This is a genomic window from Salinicola sp. 4072, from assembly GCF_036663415.1.
GTDB lineage: Bacteria > Pseudomonadota > Gammaproteobacteria > Pseudomonadales > Halomonadaceae > Salinicola > Salinicola salarius_A.
Genome location: NZ_JAXOVV010000001.1, coordinates 230,308 through 245,764, shown reverse-complemented (window position 1 = coordinate 245,764; position 15,457 = coordinate 230,308). Strand labels below are relative to the sequence as shown.

General features: G+C 64.5%; 14 protein-coding genes. 4 read left to right on the top strand and 10 right to left on the bottom strand.

Annotated features, from left to right (window positions below; translation table 11 throughout):
- Positions 1-120: 120 nt before the first annotated feature.
- Positions 121-546 carry a VOC family protein gene (locus R3F72_RS01075; RefSeq protein ID WP_332778703.1) on the bottom strand — a complete coding sequence of 142 codons (426 nt, stop codon included), beginning with the start codon at positions 544-546 and terminating at the stop codon, positions 121-123.
- A 140-nt stretch (positions 547-686) separates the two neighbouring features.
- On the opposite strand from R3F72_RS01075, the gene R3F72_RS01070 reads away from it, so the two are divergent.
- Both R3F72_RS01070 and R3F72_RS01065 read left to right on the top strand, forming a co-directional pair.
- Positions 687-1,580 carry a LysR family transcriptional regulator gene (locus tag R3F72_RS01070; protein WP_332778702.1) on the top strand — a complete coding sequence of 298 codons (894 nt, stop codon included), beginning with the start codon at positions 687-689 and terminating at the stop codon, positions 1,578-1,580.
- A 75-nt stretch (positions 1,581-1,655) separates the two neighbouring features.
- Positions 1,656-2,528: a pirin family protein gene (locus tag R3F72_RS01065; protein ID WP_332778701.1), complete on the top strand. Its 873-nt coding sequence runs from the start codon at positions 1,656-1,658 to the stop codon at positions 2,526-2,528.
- Positions 2,529-2,581: 53 nt separating this feature from the next.
- Here R3F72_RS01065 and R3F72_RS01060 read toward each other — a convergent pair whose 3' ends face one another.
- The 4 genes from R3F72_RS01060 to R3F72_RS01045 all read right to left on the bottom strand — a co-directional run bounded on the left by R3F72_RS01060 (position 2,582) and on the right by R3F72_RS01045 (position 5,982).
- Entirely contained in the window at positions 2,582-3,505 is a 924-nt protein-coding gene (locus tag R3F72_RS01060) for a lysophospholipid acyltransferase family protein (RefSeq protein WP_332778700.1), read from the bottom strand.
- Positions 3,506-3,696: 191 nt separating this feature from the next.
- Complete coding sequence (locus R3F72_RS01055) at positions 3,697-4,074, bottom strand: DUF4870 family protein (RefSeq protein WP_087717768.1); 378 nt, start codon at positions 4,072-4,074, stop codon at positions 3,697-3,699.
- A 104-nt stretch (positions 4,075-4,178) separates the two neighbouring features.
- Positions 4,179-5,114 carry a TatD family hydrolase gene (locus tag R3F72_RS01050; protein ID WP_332778699.1) on the bottom strand — a complete coding sequence of 312 codons (936 nt, stop codon included), beginning with the start codon at positions 5,112-5,114 and terminating at the stop codon, positions 4,179-4,181.
- 1 nt (position 5,115) lies between these two features.
- Positions 5,116-5,982: an EboA domain-containing protein gene (locus tag R3F72_RS01045; RefSeq protein WP_332778698.1), complete on the bottom strand. Its 867-nt coding sequence runs from the start codon at positions 5,980-5,982 to the stop codon at positions 5,116-5,118.
- A gap of 322 nt (positions 5,983-6,304) precedes the next feature.
- On the opposite strand from R3F72_RS01045, the gene R3F72_RS01040 reads away from it, so the two are divergent.
- Complete coding sequence (locus tag R3F72_RS01040; protein WP_332778697.1) at positions 6,305-7,741, top strand: alkaline phosphatase family protein; 1,437 nt, start codon at positions 6,305-6,307, stop codon at positions 7,739-7,741.
- A 146-nt stretch (positions 7,742-7,887) separates the two neighbouring features.
- Here the strand turns inward: R3F72_RS01040 and R3F72_RS01035 are convergent, their stop codons facing one another.
- The 4 genes from R3F72_RS01035 to R3F72_RS01020 form a co-directional block, all read right to left on the bottom strand.
- Complete coding sequence (locus R3F72_RS01035; protein WP_332778696.1) at positions 7,888-8,748, bottom strand: UbiA family prenyltransferase; 861 nt, start codon at positions 8,746-8,748, stop codon at positions 7,888-7,890.
- Between the two features lie 68 nt (positions 8,749-8,816).
- On the bottom strand, positions 8,817-10,001 hold the full coding sequence (gene eboE, locus R3F72_RS01030) for a metabolite traffic protein EboE (RefSeq protein WP_332778695.1): 1,185 nt from the start codon (positions 9,999-10,001) through the stop codon (positions 8,817-8,819).
- Positions 9,988-11,280: a 3-dehydroquinate synthase gene (locus R3F72_RS01025; protein ID WP_332778694.1), complete on the bottom strand. Its 1,293-nt coding sequence runs from the start codon at positions 11,278-11,280 to the stop codon at positions 9,988-9,990. Before R3F72_RS01025 ends, eboE begins: the two co-directional genes overlap by 14 nt.
- A gap of 322 nt (positions 11,281-11,602) precedes the next feature.
- Positions 11,603-12,892, bottom strand: coding sequence for an MFS transporter (locus R3F72_RS01020; protein ID WP_332778693.1), 1,290 nt, complete (start codon positions 12,890-12,892; stop codon positions 11,603-11,605).
- 457 nt (positions 12,893-13,349) lie between these two features.
- Between R3F72_RS01020 and R3F72_RS01015 the strand changes: the two genes are divergently transcribed.
- The gene (locus tag R3F72_RS01015) at positions 13,350-14,756 is read left to right on the top strand and encodes an MFS transporter (protein ID WP_332778692.1); all 1,407 of its coding nucleotides are present in this window, start codon (positions 13,350-13,352) and stop codon (positions 14,754-14,756) included.
- A gap of 28 nt (positions 14,757-14,784) precedes the next feature.
- On the opposite strand, the gene R3F72_RS01010 is transcribed toward R3F72_RS01015, so the two are convergent.
- Positions 14,785-15,450 carry a 2OG-Fe(II) oxygenase gene (locus R3F72_RS01010; RefSeq protein WP_087717776.1) on the bottom strand — a complete coding sequence of 222 codons (666 nt, stop codon included), beginning with the start codon at positions 15,448-15,450 and terminating at the stop codon, positions 14,785-14,787.
- Positions 15,451-15,457: the final 7 nt, after the last annotated feature.

Below are 15,457 nucleotides of genomic sequence, written 5' to 3'. Positions count from 1 at the left end.
GGCAGCGCTCGAGAGGCGGTGCTCCGGGAATGCAAACGACGCGAAAACGACGAGGCCGCCGATTCCGAAAGTCAGTTCGGAGTCGGCGGCCTCGTCATCGTCGGGGCGTTGCCAGAGGAATCACTTGGCGAACAGCTGGCCCATATCCTTGAATGCCTTGAACTCCAGTGCGTTGCCGCACGGGTCCAGCAGGAACATGGTTGCCTGCTCGCCCGGCTGGCCCTTGAAGCGAATGTAGGGCTCGATCACGAAGTCGATGCCGAAGCCTTTCAGGCGCTCTGCCAGCGCTTCCCATTCCGGCCAGCTCAGCACGATGCCGAAGTGCGGTACCGGCACGTCATGACCGTCGACGGGGTTGGTATGAGCCGACTCCTGCGACGGCGTCATGGGATGCTCGTGGATCACCAGCTGGTGGCCGTAGAAGTCGAAATCCACCCACTGCTCGCTGGAGCGGCCTTCGCTGAGGCCGAAGGTCTCGCCGTAGAACTTGCGGGCCGCGGGCAGGTCGTGGACCGGAATGGCGAGGTGGAAAGGGGACAGCGCCATGGAAGAGCTCCTGATTGTCTTGGATGGAATGGATCGGTGATGACAGTGACTGCATTCTGACGGCGAATAAATTTGATGAAAAGCGCATAATATTGCTGTCTGCCATCAAATAAGCTGGATTCTTCCCGTCGCGATTCGCCATGCTGAGAGAACTTCGTACCTTTCTCGCCGTCGTCCGTCACGGCACCTTCTCCGCCGCCGGCAGCGCCGTCGGGCTGACCCAGTCCGCGGTGAGTGCCCAGATCCGCAACCTCGAAGCCGATATCGGCGAGCCGCTGTTCGAGCGCACCGGGCGTGCCGTCAGAATCAACGCGGCCGGACGCCGGCTGCTGCCGCAGGCCAACGAGATGCTGGCGCTGGCCGAGCGGATCCGGCACTCCGGGACGGACGGCCTGACCGGCGAATGGCATCTCGGCGCGATCGCCAGTCTGCAGAGCGGGGCCTTGCCCGAGGTGCTGCAGGCGCTGACCCGCGAGGCGCCGGGCGTGATGACCCGCGTCGTTCCCGGTGTCTCGCTGGCGCTGCTCGATCAGGTCGACAAGGGCGATCTGGACATGGCGCTGATCGTCCGCCCGCCGTTCGCGCTTCCCGGCGATCTCTATTCTCGCGTCATTGCGCGCGAGCCGTTCGTGCTGATCGCGCCGCCCGAGGTCGAAGGCGGCACGGTGGAATCGCTGCTCGAAAGCCACCCGCTGGTGCTCTACGACCGGGGTTCCTTCGGCGGCCGCCAGGTGGTGCGTTTTCTCGAAAGGCAGCGGTTGCGCCCCGCGATCCGGCTGGAGCTCGACGAGATCGACGCCATCGCCCGCATGGTGGAGTGCGGCCTGGGCGTCGCGCTGATTCCGCTGACCGGGCTGTGGCGGCGCCAGCAGCCGTTGCCGGTACGCGTGATCTCCTTGGGAGAGCAGACCTTCAACCGTGAACTGATCCTGGTGTCCCGGCTTTCGCCGGCCCAGTCGCCGCTGGTGGCGTTGATCGAGGCGGCATTGAAAGAGACGCGGGCGACTTCCGCAAGCGACGAATCGATGAAATGAAGCGGTGAAAATCATTCGCTTTTTTCGTTCGTGGCGTGATCTAGACTGCGGGTGAATCTATCGAGGAAAGCCTTCATGTCCGCGTTCACGCCACGCCGAGTCATCGCCCAGCACGCTGCGATCCGCGACGATATCGGCGATCTCACGACCCGCCGGCCACTGCCGGGTCCGGGGCTCGACCAGCTCGATCCGTTCCTGTTCCTCAACCATCACGGGCCGCAGGTCTATCCCGCCAACAATCGCGGGCTGCCGTTCGGGCCGCATCCGCACCGGGGCTTCGAGACCGTCACCTTCATTCTCGAGGGCTCGCTGGCGCATGCCGACAGCACCGAGCATCAGAGCGTCATTCATGCCGGTGGCGTGCAGTGGATGACGGCGGGCAGCGGCATCGTCCATGCCGAGGTCTCGCCGCCCGAGTTTCTGCGCGACGGCGGGCCGCTGGAGATCCTGCAGCTGTGGATCAATCTGCCGGCCAGCCTCAAGATGAGCGAGCCGCGCTATGTCGGGCTGCAGGCCGATTCGATCCCGACAGTGCCGCTACCCGGCGGCGGCGAGCTCAAGTTGATCGCCGGCCAGTTCGAGAGCGGGAAGTCGGTCGGGCCGATCGAGAGCCAGACGGGCGTGTTCATGTCGACCCTGGCGCTCCCGGCCGGCACGAGCGAGCAGTTGCCGGTCGTGCCCGGGCGGCAAGTGTTCCTCTATGTGGTCGATGGCGAGGTCACCGTGGGCGGCGAGCCGGTCGAGCCACGGCATCTGGTCGAGCTGGGCCGTGACGGGGATGGCGTCGAGATCGACGCTTCCGGCGATGCCCGGCTGCTGTTCGGCCATGCCGAGGTGATCGACGAGCCGGTGGTCTCCCACGGCCCGTTCGTGATGAATACCCGCGAGGAGATCGTCGAGGCGATCGATGACTACCAGGCCGGGCGCTTCGGCGGATTGGAGCAGTAACGCGGTTTTCGTCGACGAAGGGCTTTACAGCGACGCCGGTCCTTCGACGACGATCAGCGCTTGCTGTACAGGCGCTGCTGGCGATACCCGGGGACTTTCTGCTGCTCCTGCTCGGTCTTCTTCCAGCGTTTGTATTCCCACTGGTACTGGACCGGGTCGAGGGCGATGGCGGATTCGACACAGGCATTGACGCCGGCGGCCGAGGTGGCTTCGTCGGTGCCGTAGACCCGTTCGTCGGCGGCCAGGAAATGAATCGCGAAGCCGCGACCGTCGGGCAGGCGTCTGGCGACGCCGGTGACGACACGGGCCTGGGTGCGGGCGACCAGCTTGGGCAGCAGCGTGGCGGTGTAGGCCGGGCGGCCGAAGAAGTCGGCGAAGACGCCGCTGCCCCAGCTGGGCTCCTGATCGGGGAGGATGCCCACCGCTTCGGCGCGCTTGAGCGCCTTGAGCAGGGCGGCGACGCCACGCGGATTGGTCGGCACCAGCTCCGCCCCCATGCGTTCGCGACCGTGACGGATGACGGGGTCGAGATCGGCGATCTTGGGCGGCTCGTACATGGCGGTGAACGGGAAGTGGCTGGATAGCCAGAAGTTGAGCACTTCCCAGTTGCCGAAATGCGGCGCCAGCACGATCACGCCGCGATTCTCGGCCCGTGCCTCGTCCAGCAGCTCGCGGCCGTGAACCTCGACGATGGCGGTTTCGACGCGTTCCGGCCTGGCGATCCAGGCAAAGCCGAGTTCCAGCATGGTGGCCGCGGAGTGGTGCAGGCTTGCACGCACCCGTTCACGCCGCTGGGTGCCGCTATCCTGCGGATAGGCGACTTCGAGATTGCGCCGGCTGACGTGGCGCTCCCGGCGGGAGAAGGCGTAGAGCAGCCGGCTGGCGATCCCCGCCAGTGACCATATCGTCTTCAACCGCCAGTGGGACAGCAGGCGCCACAATCCATGAATGGCGCGGGCTTGCAGACCTTCGATCATGCGTTTCTCTTTTTTGATTGGCGTCTTTGTCGTGCGTCGAAGCTTGACGTTTGCGGATTGCCGTGGCCGCTCTCGCTGCCGAGGCTTTGTCATCCGGGCTTCACCACCCAGTCTTCACGTCCAGTCTTCACACCCGGGCTTCACACCCAATCTTCACACGCGGGCTTCACGTTCAGACATCACACCCGGCTTTACCACAGCCAGCTATCGACCCTTTCCGGCGCGCGACGTTCCTGCAGTGCCTTGAATCCGATGACGCAGCGCACGATCAGCCACACGGCCTGCAGCGCCATCAGCACGAAACCGACCAGCACGAAAGCCAGTACCCAACTGATGCAGGCGTAGAGCAGCCCGATCCAGAAGGTGCGGATATGGTAGCGATAGTGCTCGTCCAGCCAGCGCGGGCCGTTGCCGCGATAGACGTAGGCGATGATCACGCCGATCACCGGCGTAATGCCGGTCACGAAGACGCCGAGCAGCAGGGCGTAGACGATCATGGCCAGCGTGGTGTCCGGTCGCCTCGCTTCGGGGTTCGACTCGGCGACGACGTTATCGGTCGGCGAAGACATGAGATTCCTCTCGTCGGCATGCGGTAGTTGCCGCATTTTGCCGTCGAGAGGCGTCGGGTGCCAGTCCGGGTGGAAATGGCTAGGGTGGCTCGAGGTCGCGAGCGCTACTCGATCAGTAGATCGTCGCCGTGCAGGCTGTCGCATCGATGCCGGGCCGGCGTCTCGACCAGGGGGTCGCGGCCGCCACGCAGGATCGAATTGCCCTCGAACAGGGTGCGCTGGTCGATGGGCGGCGGATTCAGCCAGTCGGAGGCCTGCATCTGGCCGCTCTTGCCGTAGACGGTGAGCGCGTTTTCGTAGGTGACCTGACGCACCACGGATTCGGCGATGCCGGATTCGAGCGCCAGCCGTGCAGTCTTGGGTACGCCCAGACAGTCGGAAATTCCCCAGTCGCAGGCGCTGTCGACGATGATGCGGTCCCCGCCATACTGCTTGAGCAGTTCGACCATGCGCGCGTTGCCCATCTTGGTCGACGGGTAGATCGAAAAGCCGGCCCAGTAGCCCCGGTCCAGCGTTTCGCGAACCGTCTCCTCGTTGTTGTGGTCGATCACCACCCAGGAGGGATCCAGTCCCATCTCTTCGCACACGTCCATCGAACGCGAGGTGCCGCGCTTCTTGTCGCGGTGCGGCGTATGCACCATCACCGGCAGCCCGAGCTCTCGGGCCAGCGTCAGCTGGGCACGGAAATACTTGTCTTCCAGCGGCGTCTGCTCGTCGTAGCCGATCTCGCCGATGGCAACGACGCCTTCCTTCATGGCGAAGCGCGGCAGCCACTCCATGACGCCTTCCGCCAAGGCCTCGTTATTGGCTTCCTTGGAGTTGAGGCCGATGGTGCAGTAGTGGCGGATGCCGAACTGGCCGGCGCGGAAGCGCTCCCAGCCGACCAGCGACGAGAGATAGTCGACGTAGGTGCCGACGAAGGTGCGCGGCTGGCCGACCCAGAAAGCGGGTTCGACCAGCGCCACGATGCCGGCCGCGGCCATGGCCTCGTAGTCGTCGGTGGTGCGAGACACCATGTGGGCGTGGGGATCGATGAACATCTCAGACGGCCTCTTGCAGGGTAAGGTGGTTCCAGTCGAGGCGGCCGTCCGCCGCCAGCGCGGTGGTGTCCGGTGCCGTCGACAGCAGATCTCGGGCGACAGGGGTGTCGGCGGCGATCAATGCCAGGGTGGCGGCGCCGCGTTCCGCCGGGGTGCCCGCCAGCGCGCGCTGCAGGGCCGCGTAGGCCGAAACCCGCTCCGCGAAAGGCCCGACGCAGCGCCACAGCTCCGGGCTGACCTGACGCCCGGCCGCCCAGCGCTCCTGGGCGTAGTCGAGCAGGATTCTCGCCAGTTCGGCATTGGCGCGTTCGTCGAGGCCGACGATGGCGCCCAGCCCGCTGCCGATGAACAGCGCCTTGAGCACCATGTGGTTCCATCGATGTTCGTCGAAGTGATCGCGCGGGTAGGGGTTGTGATGAACGATGGACTCGAACACCGCCCGCATGTTGGAGCGCAGCCCTTCGCCCACTTCGAATTCGAGCGATGCCGGCCGGGGATAGAGCGCCAGGCCCCGGTATAGCGTGACCAGTTCGTGGGCATCGGCGGTTCTGACCAGGTCCTGGAACATGGCGGCGAACGGGCGTGGGCCCTCGAACGCGAGCAGGGCGGCGACACGGGCCGCGCCATCGAGACTCCAGCCCGAGGGGTTCCAACCGGGATAGGCCAGGTTCGCCAGTGCCAGATCCTCAGACGACAGTATCAGGTCCTGCTTGCCCAGTCGTCGCGGCGCCAGGCCGAGGAACAGATGAAGATCCTGCTCGTTGGCGCCCCGGCTGAACGCGGCATAGCGTTCATCCAGCCAGTCGGCCTGATCGAGTGCCTGGCGGCAGGTCCAGTCGCGGAGGAGTTCGAAGCATGTAACGGTCATGTAAGCGTCCGACACGATTGTCATTGGCGTTACTCTATCGGCTGGATAAAACAATCCCCAAGCTCAATTATCTGGCCAATTGAAGGCCCTTTATTCGGGATGGATTCCTTTTTTAATGTGGGTTTTCTGGTGCTTTAAAATCCGGAATTCTGATTCTTTTGATCGGAAGTCCCACCGCTTTTTTCCTGATAATTCCTCAAAATGTCGTGCCGGAACTATTGCCAATTGTCTGGCGTCTTCCCAGCTGATATGCAGCCTTTACATATCATTTCGATCGTCTTGTGACGGTTGGTATCCATGGATGAATCGGCAGGCAGACATCATGAATAAGACTCTCGTCATACTGGTAGTTGGGCTGACGCCTCAACTGGTCGGCAAGCATACGCCGGCCCTGAAACGTCTCGCCGAACGTGGCGGATCGAGGCCGCTCAACACCGTGACACCTGCGGTGACCTGCAGCGTTCAGGCGACGCTGATGACCGGTCTGTCGCCAGGCGGGCACGGTGCCGTGGCCAACGGCTGGTATTTCCGCGATCTGTCCGAGGTGTGGTTCTGGCGGCAGTCCAATCGGCTGGTGGCGGGGGAGAAGATCTGGGAAGCCGGTAAGCGGCAGAACCCCGACTTTACCTGCGCCAAGCTGTTCTGGTGGTACAACATGTATTCGACAGCGGACTGGAGCGCGACACCCCGGCCGATGTATCCCGCCGACGGTCGCAAGCTGCCCGACCATTACACCCATCCGCCAGCGCTGCACGACGAGCTGGACGAGCGATTGGGCACGTTTCCGCTGTTCACCTTCTGGGGGCCGATGGCCGACATCTCCTCGAGTCGCTGGATCAGCGATGCCACGCGCCATGTCATGGAAACCCGCGATCCGACGCTGACGCTGACCTATCTGCCGCATCTGGACTACAACCTCCAGCGGCTGGGGCCGGATCTGTCTCACCCCGAACTGCAGCGCGATCTACGCGATGTCGATGCCCTGTGCGGCGAACTGATCGATGCGGCCGAGCGTGAAGGGCGGCGGGTCATCGTCGTGTCCGAGTACGGGATCACGCCAGTGTGCGACGCCATCCATATCAATCGCGCCCTGCGCAGAGCAGGCCTGGTCGCGGTGCGCAGGGAGAAGGAGCGCGAACAGCTCGATGCCGGCGCGTCGCGGGCCTTCGCGGTGGCCGATCATCAGGTGGCGCACGTCTACGTCCGCGATCCGCAAGAGATTCCGAAGGTGAGGGCAGTGCTCGAAGGGCTGAAGGGGGTGGAAGCGGTCTGGGGCGATCGCGAGAAGCGCGAGCACGGGCTCGATCATCCCAACTCGGGAGAGCTGGTGGCGATTGCCGAGCCGGATCGCTGGTTCAGCTACTACTACTGGCTGGACGACGCCAGAGCGCCGGATTACGCGCGCACCGTCGACATCCATCGCAAGCCGGGATACGACCCGGTGGAGCTGTTCTTCGACCCGGCGCTGAAGTCGCCCAAGCTGTCGGCCGGGTGGCGTCTGGCCAAGCGCAAGCTGGGCATGCGCCAGTTGCTGGATGTCATCTCGCTCAAGGACACGGCGCTGGTCAAGGGCGCCCACGGCCGGATCACCGACGATCCCGCCATGGGGCCACTGGTGATCTCGTCGGAGGCGGGCCTGCTGCCCGACGGCGCGGTCGACGCGACGGACTTCAAGGCGCTGGTACTGGCGCATGTGTTCGAGGGCGACGAGAGCGACATGGCGTCACGCCAGACCGCTACCGATGTCACCAGCGCCTGAGACGAGTGTACGTCGCGCCCAATATGACGCATCACAAAAAGGCCGGGCAGACATCGAGGAGATGTCTGCCCGGCCTCGTTGACGTCGGGATAAATGTCTGTCCGACCTCGTTCACCTTGGAATAGCGACGCCGACCGAGCTCGACCTCAGGTCCCGGAGGTCACCCTTTGCAGCGCCAGCGTCGCAGCGAAGGCCAGCACCCCCAGCCATGCCATGGCGGTCGCGCCCATGGTCGCCATCAGCGTGGCGTCATAGAGCGAAATCGCGGCGATCAGGCCCACGACGGCGCGAGGCACGTCTCCCGGCGCCCGGCGGAACAGCCACATCAGGCAGCGCCCGCCCCAGACCAGATAGCCCAGCCACAGCACCAGGGCGAGCAGCGAGGGTTCGGGCCCGGTCAGCATGGTGGCCAGCATGAACACAACCGGCACGGCCAGCACGCCGAGCGGCCAGGCCGCGCCCAGCCGGTCGTAGGCTTCCTGGCGAGCGGCGTAGGTCAGGCCGATGACATGGCAGGCAAGGCCGATCGCTCCCCAGATCACCATGTCGTTGAGCGTATTGGTGACGACCAGCGCCGCGGTCAGATAGGTCAACAGACGGCACGCCCCCATCAGCAGCGGGCTCCAGCCGATGCGCTTGTGCCACCAGTCATAGCTCAGGATCGCGGCGATCAGCGCCAGCCCCGTCAGCCCGGCGGAGAGATGGCTCATGAACAGCAGCAGGCTCCCCAGCGCGAGCATCCCGGCTCCCAGCAGCGCGACGGTCAGGCGGTCGATATCTCCTCGCGGGATCGGGCGATCGGCGCGTTCGCGGGCATCGATCTCGGCATCGCAGGCGTCGTTGAGATACATGCCGCCGAGATAGAACAGCGTCAGGGCCAGCAGCAACGGCAGGGCCGTGGTGGACTGCCAGAGCGCGCCGGCACTCGCGCCAGCGAGCACGGCGCCGGCCAGCACGTTGCTCCAGACCGTGGGGAGATTGGAAACCCGCCCCAGCTCCAGCCACACGCGGGTTTTCGAGCGCCGTGACGTCGAATTCGGCGTTTTCGAATCCGGTGTTTCTAAACCGGATGCGCTCAGATCAGCTGCTGCTTGACCCACGTCAGCTCCCGAGTCACCGCCTTCTCCACGCTCTCGGTGCGTAGGGTCTCCGGTAATACCTGCCATGTGTAGGTCTCCACTTCCAGATGCTGCGAAATCGGTTGCTGACGATGAAGGGCGAGAATCTCGGCGAGAAACGACTGCGTCGTCTCGAACGGCGGGATCGTCTCCACGAAGATCGGCACGTGGTAATGGATCCGCCACTCCTCGCCGTCGATGCGGGCCTCGTCAGCCAGCGCCTCGGGCAGGTCCGCGTATCGCACCAGTCCGCTTTCGCCGGCGACCACGACCTGATGCAGATAGGTCCGTTCGCAGAACGGCGCCAGCGCCTCTCGCTTCGCGGCGTCGAATCGCGGGATTCGCAGCGCCGCGCTCAGCTGCAGCTTGTGGATAGGAATGCCGGCCGTGCGCAGGACTTCGATGCTGGCGGCCGGATCCTCGAATTCCACCGCCGCGTGGCAGACGTCGTAGCAGACGCCCAGATGCCGCGGCAGCGCCTGCTTCGCCTCGTCGATCGACAGCCCGCTGAGCTCGCTCAATCGGCCGGCGGCAGCGTCGGAATAGAGCCAGTCGCGGAAGAACGCCACGGTTTCCTCGATGGTCTCCAGGAAGCAGTGGGGCTCGGGCTCCAGGGCGATGGCGATGGTCACCCGGGTCCGGCTCGCGAGCTCGATGCAGTGGGAGACGGCCTTGAGCAGGTTATCGGCCATTTCGGCTTCCGCGCCTTCGGCCAGCGGCTTGTAGGTGCCGGGAACGGTGCTCAGGCTCACGGTATCGCCGGCGACGCCGAGCTCCGCCAGCAGGTCGGCCAGCCAGCAGGTGTAGTCCAGCCGAGCCCGCTGTTTCCAGTCGGGCTGATAGACGTTCTGCTTGACCGGAATGCCGTGGAAGGGGCCGAACGGGAAGCCGTTCATGGTCACCACGCGATAGTTCTCCCGCGCGAGGATCTCCTTGAGTTCGGCGCGGGCATCGGGGGCGCGAAGCTCCTCCAGCGCCTGGGCGGAAAGGCGCAGCCCCACGCCGAAGGTCGCGTCGGGAGAGAGGGCATCCCGCACGCGCTTGACCGGCCCGAGCAGGGCGCCGCGCACCGCTTCCCAGGTCTGGGTCGGGTGGATGTTGAGACAGTAGGTCAGTTGACCCAGATCGTCAGGCAGCTGCATGGCGGTTCGCCTCTTCGCGCAGCCAGTCGATCGCGGCTGTCATCATGGTGTCATCGATCCTGTGAACATCGTGTCCACGGCCCAGGCCGGCCAGCAGCGTGATCGTCAGTTCGCCGCCGAGATGTTCCTGGAACTCCCTGAGGCCCGCCAGGATGGCAGGCTGGCCGTCGTCACCGATCTCCAGCAACTGGGCATGGAAGACCGGCAGGCCCAGACGCTTCAACAGCCACACCACGCGCCATTCTGCGCCGGCGGGCAGCAGACCCTTGAGCACGGAATAGCGAGCATCGAGCGCGATACCGATGGCGACGGCTTCACCGTGGCTGATGCCGTGATGAGTCAGCGCCTCGAGCTTGTGCGCCGACCAGTGACCGAAATCCAGCGGGCGCGACGAACCCTGCTCGAACGGATCGCCCCCACGGCCGATCTGCTGCATGTGCAGCTCGGCGCTGCGGCGGATCATGATCTCCTCGGTGCGTGGATCGAATTCGGCCAGCGAATCGGCGTTGGCCTCCAGCCAGTCGAAGAAGGCGCCATCGCGGATCAGCGCCACCTTGATCGCCTCGGCAATGCCGGCGAGCCGGTCGCGGCGCGAAAGCGTGCACAGGAAGTCGAAGTCGTTGAGCACGGCCCACGGCGGGGCGAAGGTGCCGATGAAGTTCTTGCAACCCTGGAAATTGACGGCGTTCTTGACCCCGACGCCGCTGTCGTTCTGCGACAGCACGGTGGTCGGTAGACGGATCAGGCGCACGCCGCGATGACCCATGGCGGCCGCGAGGCCGAGCGCATCCAGCACCGCACCGCCGCCGATGACGATGACATAAGCGTGGCGATCGACACCGTAGCGCCGGATGTCTTCCAGCACGCCGTTGACCGTCTTCAGGTCGGCCTTGATCGCCTCCCCGCCCGGCACGGTGATTGGCGCCGCGAGCAGGCTCATTCGGCTGGCATGGGTGGCGAAGTAGGCGTTGATCCGCGTTTCCAGATCCGGCCAGGTGGCGGGGATGCCGGCGTCGACGTAAATCAGGCAGCGGTGGGTCTTGCGCGGCTCCTTGCGCGAGATGACGTCGGCCAGCAGAGGATTGTCGGGAGAAAATATCTCCCGGGTAAAAGCGATGGGGTAATCGTAAGCGACGGAAAATCGCTGCCAATGGACTTCCGACGATGACGAGATTTGCGAGGTGTCGAGTTGCCGTACTGGCTTCGGTTGCATCGCGAAAGATGGGGGCTCGATAGCGACATTGCCATCGATCGAGAACGATAAAGCGGGCCGGTTCATGAAGTTATCGCCTGCGTAAGGGGTCCGAAAACGAAAAGGCGGACCGCTTCATTAGGGGGCGGTCGCGCTTGGCCTTGGCCTGGGTTTTACGGGGTTAGCTTCGGGGTTTCGTGGGGCAGGCGACAAGAATGGTTCTTCTGCTACGAAGTATGAGCAACGTATCGAGTTTTTGGACGTGTCGGCACTCATCAAAACGGTAATGGCGAGCCAGTATGTCGTTTTTAATTGATTGTTATTGATAAGGTTTTGAATATTTCAAGTAACACTGGTTCGAGCGATGGCGTTATCCCGGAAAACAACGGGGACGCCATGCTTCGAGTCATCACGCCGACTTGCCGGTGGCTGCCGTGGCAGGGGCGTCCACCGGCTCCTCTTCGATGCCGTCGAGGCGGTCGGCGCGTCTCAGCACCGGGAAACTCCACATCCACAGACCGACGATCGCCAGCGTGCCGACGGAGCCGATGACCGCGGCCGGCACGGTGCCGAACCACGACGCGGTGACGCCGGATTCGAACTCCCCGAGCTCGTTGGAGGCGCCGATGAACAGCATGTTGACGGCGTTGACCCGGCCGCGCATCTCGTCCGGCGTCGCCAGTTGCAGCAGGGTCAGGCGCACGTAGACGCTGATCATGTCCGCCGCGCCCGCGATCAGCAGGGCGCCGAACGAGAGCCAGAACCAGTGGGAGAGCGCGAAGACCAGGTTGGCGAGGCCGAACACGGCGACGGCGGCGAACATGATCATGCCGGCATGGCGCTTGATGGCGCGCACGCCGAGATAGAGCCCCATCAGAAAGGCGCCGATGGCGATGGCGCTGCGCAGGGCGCCGAGCCCCTCCGGGCCGACATGCAGAATTTCATGGGCGTAGACCGGTAACAGCGCAACGATGCCGCCGAACAGTACGGCGAACAGGTCCAGCGAGATGACGCCGAGGATCACCGGCTTGTTGCGGATGTAATGGATGCCGGCGGTAAAGCGCTGCCAGGCGGTATCGTCGGTCTGGATGCGCTCGAAGGCATAGCGCACCGGCACGCCGGCCAGCGCCAGCTGGGCGACGAGGAAGCAGCCCAGGTTGACGCTGTAGGTCAGCGTCGGGCCGAAGGCGTACAGCAGGCCGCCGAGCATGGGGCCGCCGATCACGCCGATCTTCATGATCGAGGAGTTGAGGGCGATCGCCTTGCCCAGTTGATCGCGCGGCACGATCTGCGGCAGCAGGCTCTGCAGCGTTGGCCCGGTGAAGGCCCGGGCAGCGCCGAACAACACCAGCACCGCGTAGAACGGCACCGCGGAGTCGGGCTGTTTCAGCGACAGCAGAATCAGCAATCCACTGCAGAGTGCCTGGGCGGCCCAGCTGAGTTGCAGGATCCGTTTGCGGTCGAAACGGTCGACGACATCGCCGGCCGGCAGCAACAGCACCACCATGGGCAGGAACTGGGCCAGGCCGACATAGCCCAGCGTCAGCGGGTCGTGGGTAATGTCGTAGACCTGCCATGCCACCACGATCGCCTGGATCTGCATGGCGAAGACCGCACAGAGGCGCGAGGCGAGAAAGGGGGCGAAACCGGGCTGGCGATAAACGGGGCTGTCGGGACTGTCGGTGGTGTCTGCGGGCATGGTGACCTGGTCGTGAGGCAGGGGAGCGGGGCGCGAATTAGCACGCTAATGGCTAGAATAGTCCAAGCATACGCCGTCCTGTGGCAAAAAGCCGCTGGCGGTTGGCGCCGAATCTTGTCTTTACGTCAGGCGTCGCCTTGATGTCGTTCGTGTTTGTCAAAAAGCGAATTTGGATAACGCCAGATAATGGCGAGTCGGCGGTTGCGCCAAAGTGGCGCAATAGGCGCATTTATCGACGTTTTTTCGACTTCTTTTGGGGCGATGGCCGGCGTATAGTTCGCTCGCTCTCGACCTCTCGGGGCGGGTTTTCTTTCGACGATCGAACCGCCATCCGGGAAGGCGCCGCGACGGCGCGAGCGTCTCATCTGTTCTAGCCTATCCGTTTGGAACCGTCGGCTGCCGTGCCTGCACGAATCGCCGGCCTTATTCAAAGTGCATTTTCGAGGTTCTTGGCCTTATGTCTCGGCAGCTGCTTTCCATGGCGTTGGCACCGCTACTCGGTCTCTTCATCCTGGGGATCGGCAACGGCTTTCTGGCATCGTTGATCACCCTGCGCCTGGACGCGGCCGGTGAGTCCGTTACCACCATCGGCTGGGTATCTGCCGCGTACTACATCGGTCTGGCGATCGGCGCGCTGTTCAATGATCGGCTGCTGTTGAGAATCGGCCATATTCGCGCCTACGCCTGCTTCGCATCGCTGGTAGCGGTAACCGTGCTGCTGCAGGGCATGTGGCTCAACGCCGAGCTGTGGTTCACGCTGCGCCTGATCGGTGGGTGGGCGACGCTGGGTGTCTATCTGGTCATCGAAAGCTGGTTGCTGACCGCGGCCGATACCCGGGTTCGGGGCCGGCTGCTGGCGCTCTACATGATCGCGCTCTATGGCGCCGGGGTGATCGGGCAACTGCTGCTGGGCGTGGCGGACCATGCCGGTGCCAGCCAGCCATTCATGATCATCGCCATGTTGGCGTCGCTGTCGGTGCTGCCGCTTGGCATGATTCCGCGGGTCTCGCCGCTGATCGAGCACGCCGAGCCGCTGTCGCCCTGGCGGCTGATCACCGTCACGCCGACCGGTGTGATGGGCTGTTTCGGCTCGGGGCTGGCGGTTTCGGCCATCTACAGTCTGTTGCCGCTCTATCTGCAGCGCAGTGGCTTCGAGGTGCAGCAGATCGGCGAGATGATGGCGGTGGTCATTCTGGGTGGCATGTTGCTGCAATATCCCATCGGGCGCTGGTCCGACCGGCATGACCGTCAGATCGTGCTGATTCTGATCGGTGGCGTACTGGCAGTGCTGTGTGGCGGGGTGATGCTGGTGCCGGATCTGCCCGGCCTGCTGGCGGCCATGCTGTTTTTGATTGGTGGTGGCGTGTTCGCACTCTATCCGGTGGCGGTGAGCCACGCGGCCGACCGTGCACCGGCCGGCGCGCTGGTGCGGATGAGCCAGGGCTTGCTGCTGATCAATGCGCTGGGAGCGACCCTCAGTCCGCCGCTGATCACGCCGCTGATGATTCATACCGGCAACGCGGGGTTGTTCGTGGCGCTGGCCGGGCTCGGCGTGGTGCTGGTGGCATTCTTCGTCTGGCGTCGGAGTCGGCGTCCGGCGCCGATGCCGATGGCGCCGTTTACCTCCAACCCGCAGCAGTCGGTGGTGGGTGCCGAGCTCAGCGTGACCGACGAGCTGGTGCAGGGCGCGATCGAGCACGAACACATGGAAGACCTGTCGCAGCTGGTGCCGGACGTGGAAACGGCGCTTCCCGGTGATATGGAGAGCGATATGGATAACGACGTGGAAGACGACCCCGCGACACCTTTCACGACCGAGAAGCGAGAAAGCGTCGCCAGTCGCCAGACGTCGGCGACCGAATAGACCGGCGACCGAATAGACCGGCGGCCGACTAGCGGGCTGGATCGATCACGCCGCCCAGCGAGGCATTGCGGCGGAACCAGCCGGCGATGCTGACTCGGGGCATGCGCGTCGGCAGCACTTCGTGGGGAATGCGGTCGGAGAGAAAGCAGGCGAAGGTGCCGGCCTCCGGATGCACGCGGGCGACCTCGCGCTCGGGTTCGTGCTCGTCGTAGAGCGCCATCTCCCCACCGCCGTCGGCGGGCCAGTCCGGATTGAGATAGAGCACGGTCGAAATGACGCGGTTGGCCCGGCCGCGAAAGCTGTCGTAGTGCTTGCGATAGAAGGCGCCCGGCGGATAGTGGGCAAAGTGGGCCTCGAATTCGAACAATCCGGCATAGAGCGCGAGGTTGATCTGCTGCTGGAGTTCGCTCATCAGCGCCAGGTAGCGTCGTTGCGCCAGGCTTTCCCGATCCAGCCAGTGGATGGCGTCGCCGCGAATGTCGCGCCGCAGCATGCGTTCGTCCCCACGGCCGATGGCGGCTTCCTGAAGCGCCGCCTGCCGATGCAACAGCTGCAGTTCCTCCAGCAGGTCCCGGCACAGCGCCGGGGCGAGAAAACGTGTGCCGACGTACCAGCCGCGTTCCACCAGTCCATCGATCAAGGCGGATAGCTGGGCGCTGTCCCAGAAGGCGTGATGGGCGTCGTTGGGGGTCATGAAGCAC

Excerpts from the sequence above, each read along its gene's own strand:
- R3F72_RS01045 (WP_332778698.1), bottom strand. The coding sequence starts at position 5,982 with ATGACCGTTACATGCTTCGAACTCCTCCGCGACTGGACCTGCCGCCAG.
- R3F72_RS01070 (WP_332778702.1), top strand. The coding sequence starts at position 687 with ATGCTGAGAGAACTTCGTACCTTTCTCGCCGTCGTCCGTCACGGCACC.
- R3F72_RS01025 (WP_332778694.1), bottom strand. The coding sequence starts at position 11,280 with ATGAACCGGCCCGCTTTATCGTTCTCGATCGATGGCAATGTCGCTATC.
- eboE (WP_332778695.1), bottom strand. The coding sequence starts at position 10,001 with ATGCAGCTGCCTGACGATCTGGGTCAACTGACCTACTGTCTCAACATC.
- R3F72_RS01065 (WP_332778701.1), top strand. The coding sequence starts at position 1,656 with ATGTCCGCGTTCACGCCACGCCGAGTCATCGCCCAGCACGCTGCGATC.
- R3F72_RS01055 (WP_087717768.1), bottom strand. The coding sequence starts at position 4,074 with ATGTCTTCGCCGACCGATAACGTCGTCGCCGAGTCGAACCCCGAAGCG.
- R3F72_RS01040 (WP_332778697.1), top strand. The coding sequence starts at position 6,305 with ATGAATAAGACTCTCGTCATACTGGTAGTTGGGCTGACGCCTCAACTG.
- R3F72_RS01075 (WP_332778703.1), bottom strand. The coding sequence starts at position 546 with ATGGCGCTGTCCCCTTTCCACCTCGCCATTCCGGTCCACGACCTGCCC.
- R3F72_RS01050 (WP_332778699.1), bottom strand. The coding sequence starts at position 5,114 with ATGTTCATCGATCCCCACGCCCACATGGTGTCTCGCACCACCGACGAC.
- R3F72_RS01020 (WP_332778693.1), bottom strand. The coding sequence starts at position 12,892 with ATGCCCGCAGACACCACCGACAGTCCCGACAGCCCCGTTTATCGCCAG.
- R3F72_RS01010 (WP_087717776.1), bottom strand. The coding sequence starts at position 15,450 with ATGACCCCCAACGACGCCCATCACGCCTTCTGGGACAGCGCCCAGCTA.
- R3F72_RS01015 (WP_332778692.1), top strand. The coding sequence starts at position 13,350 with ATGTCTCGGCAGCTGCTTTCCATGGCGTTGGCACCGCTACTCGGTCTC.
- R3F72_RS01060 (WP_332778700.1), bottom strand. The coding sequence starts at position 3,505 with ATGATCGAAGGTCTGCAAGCCCGCGCCATTCATGGATTGTGGCGCCTG.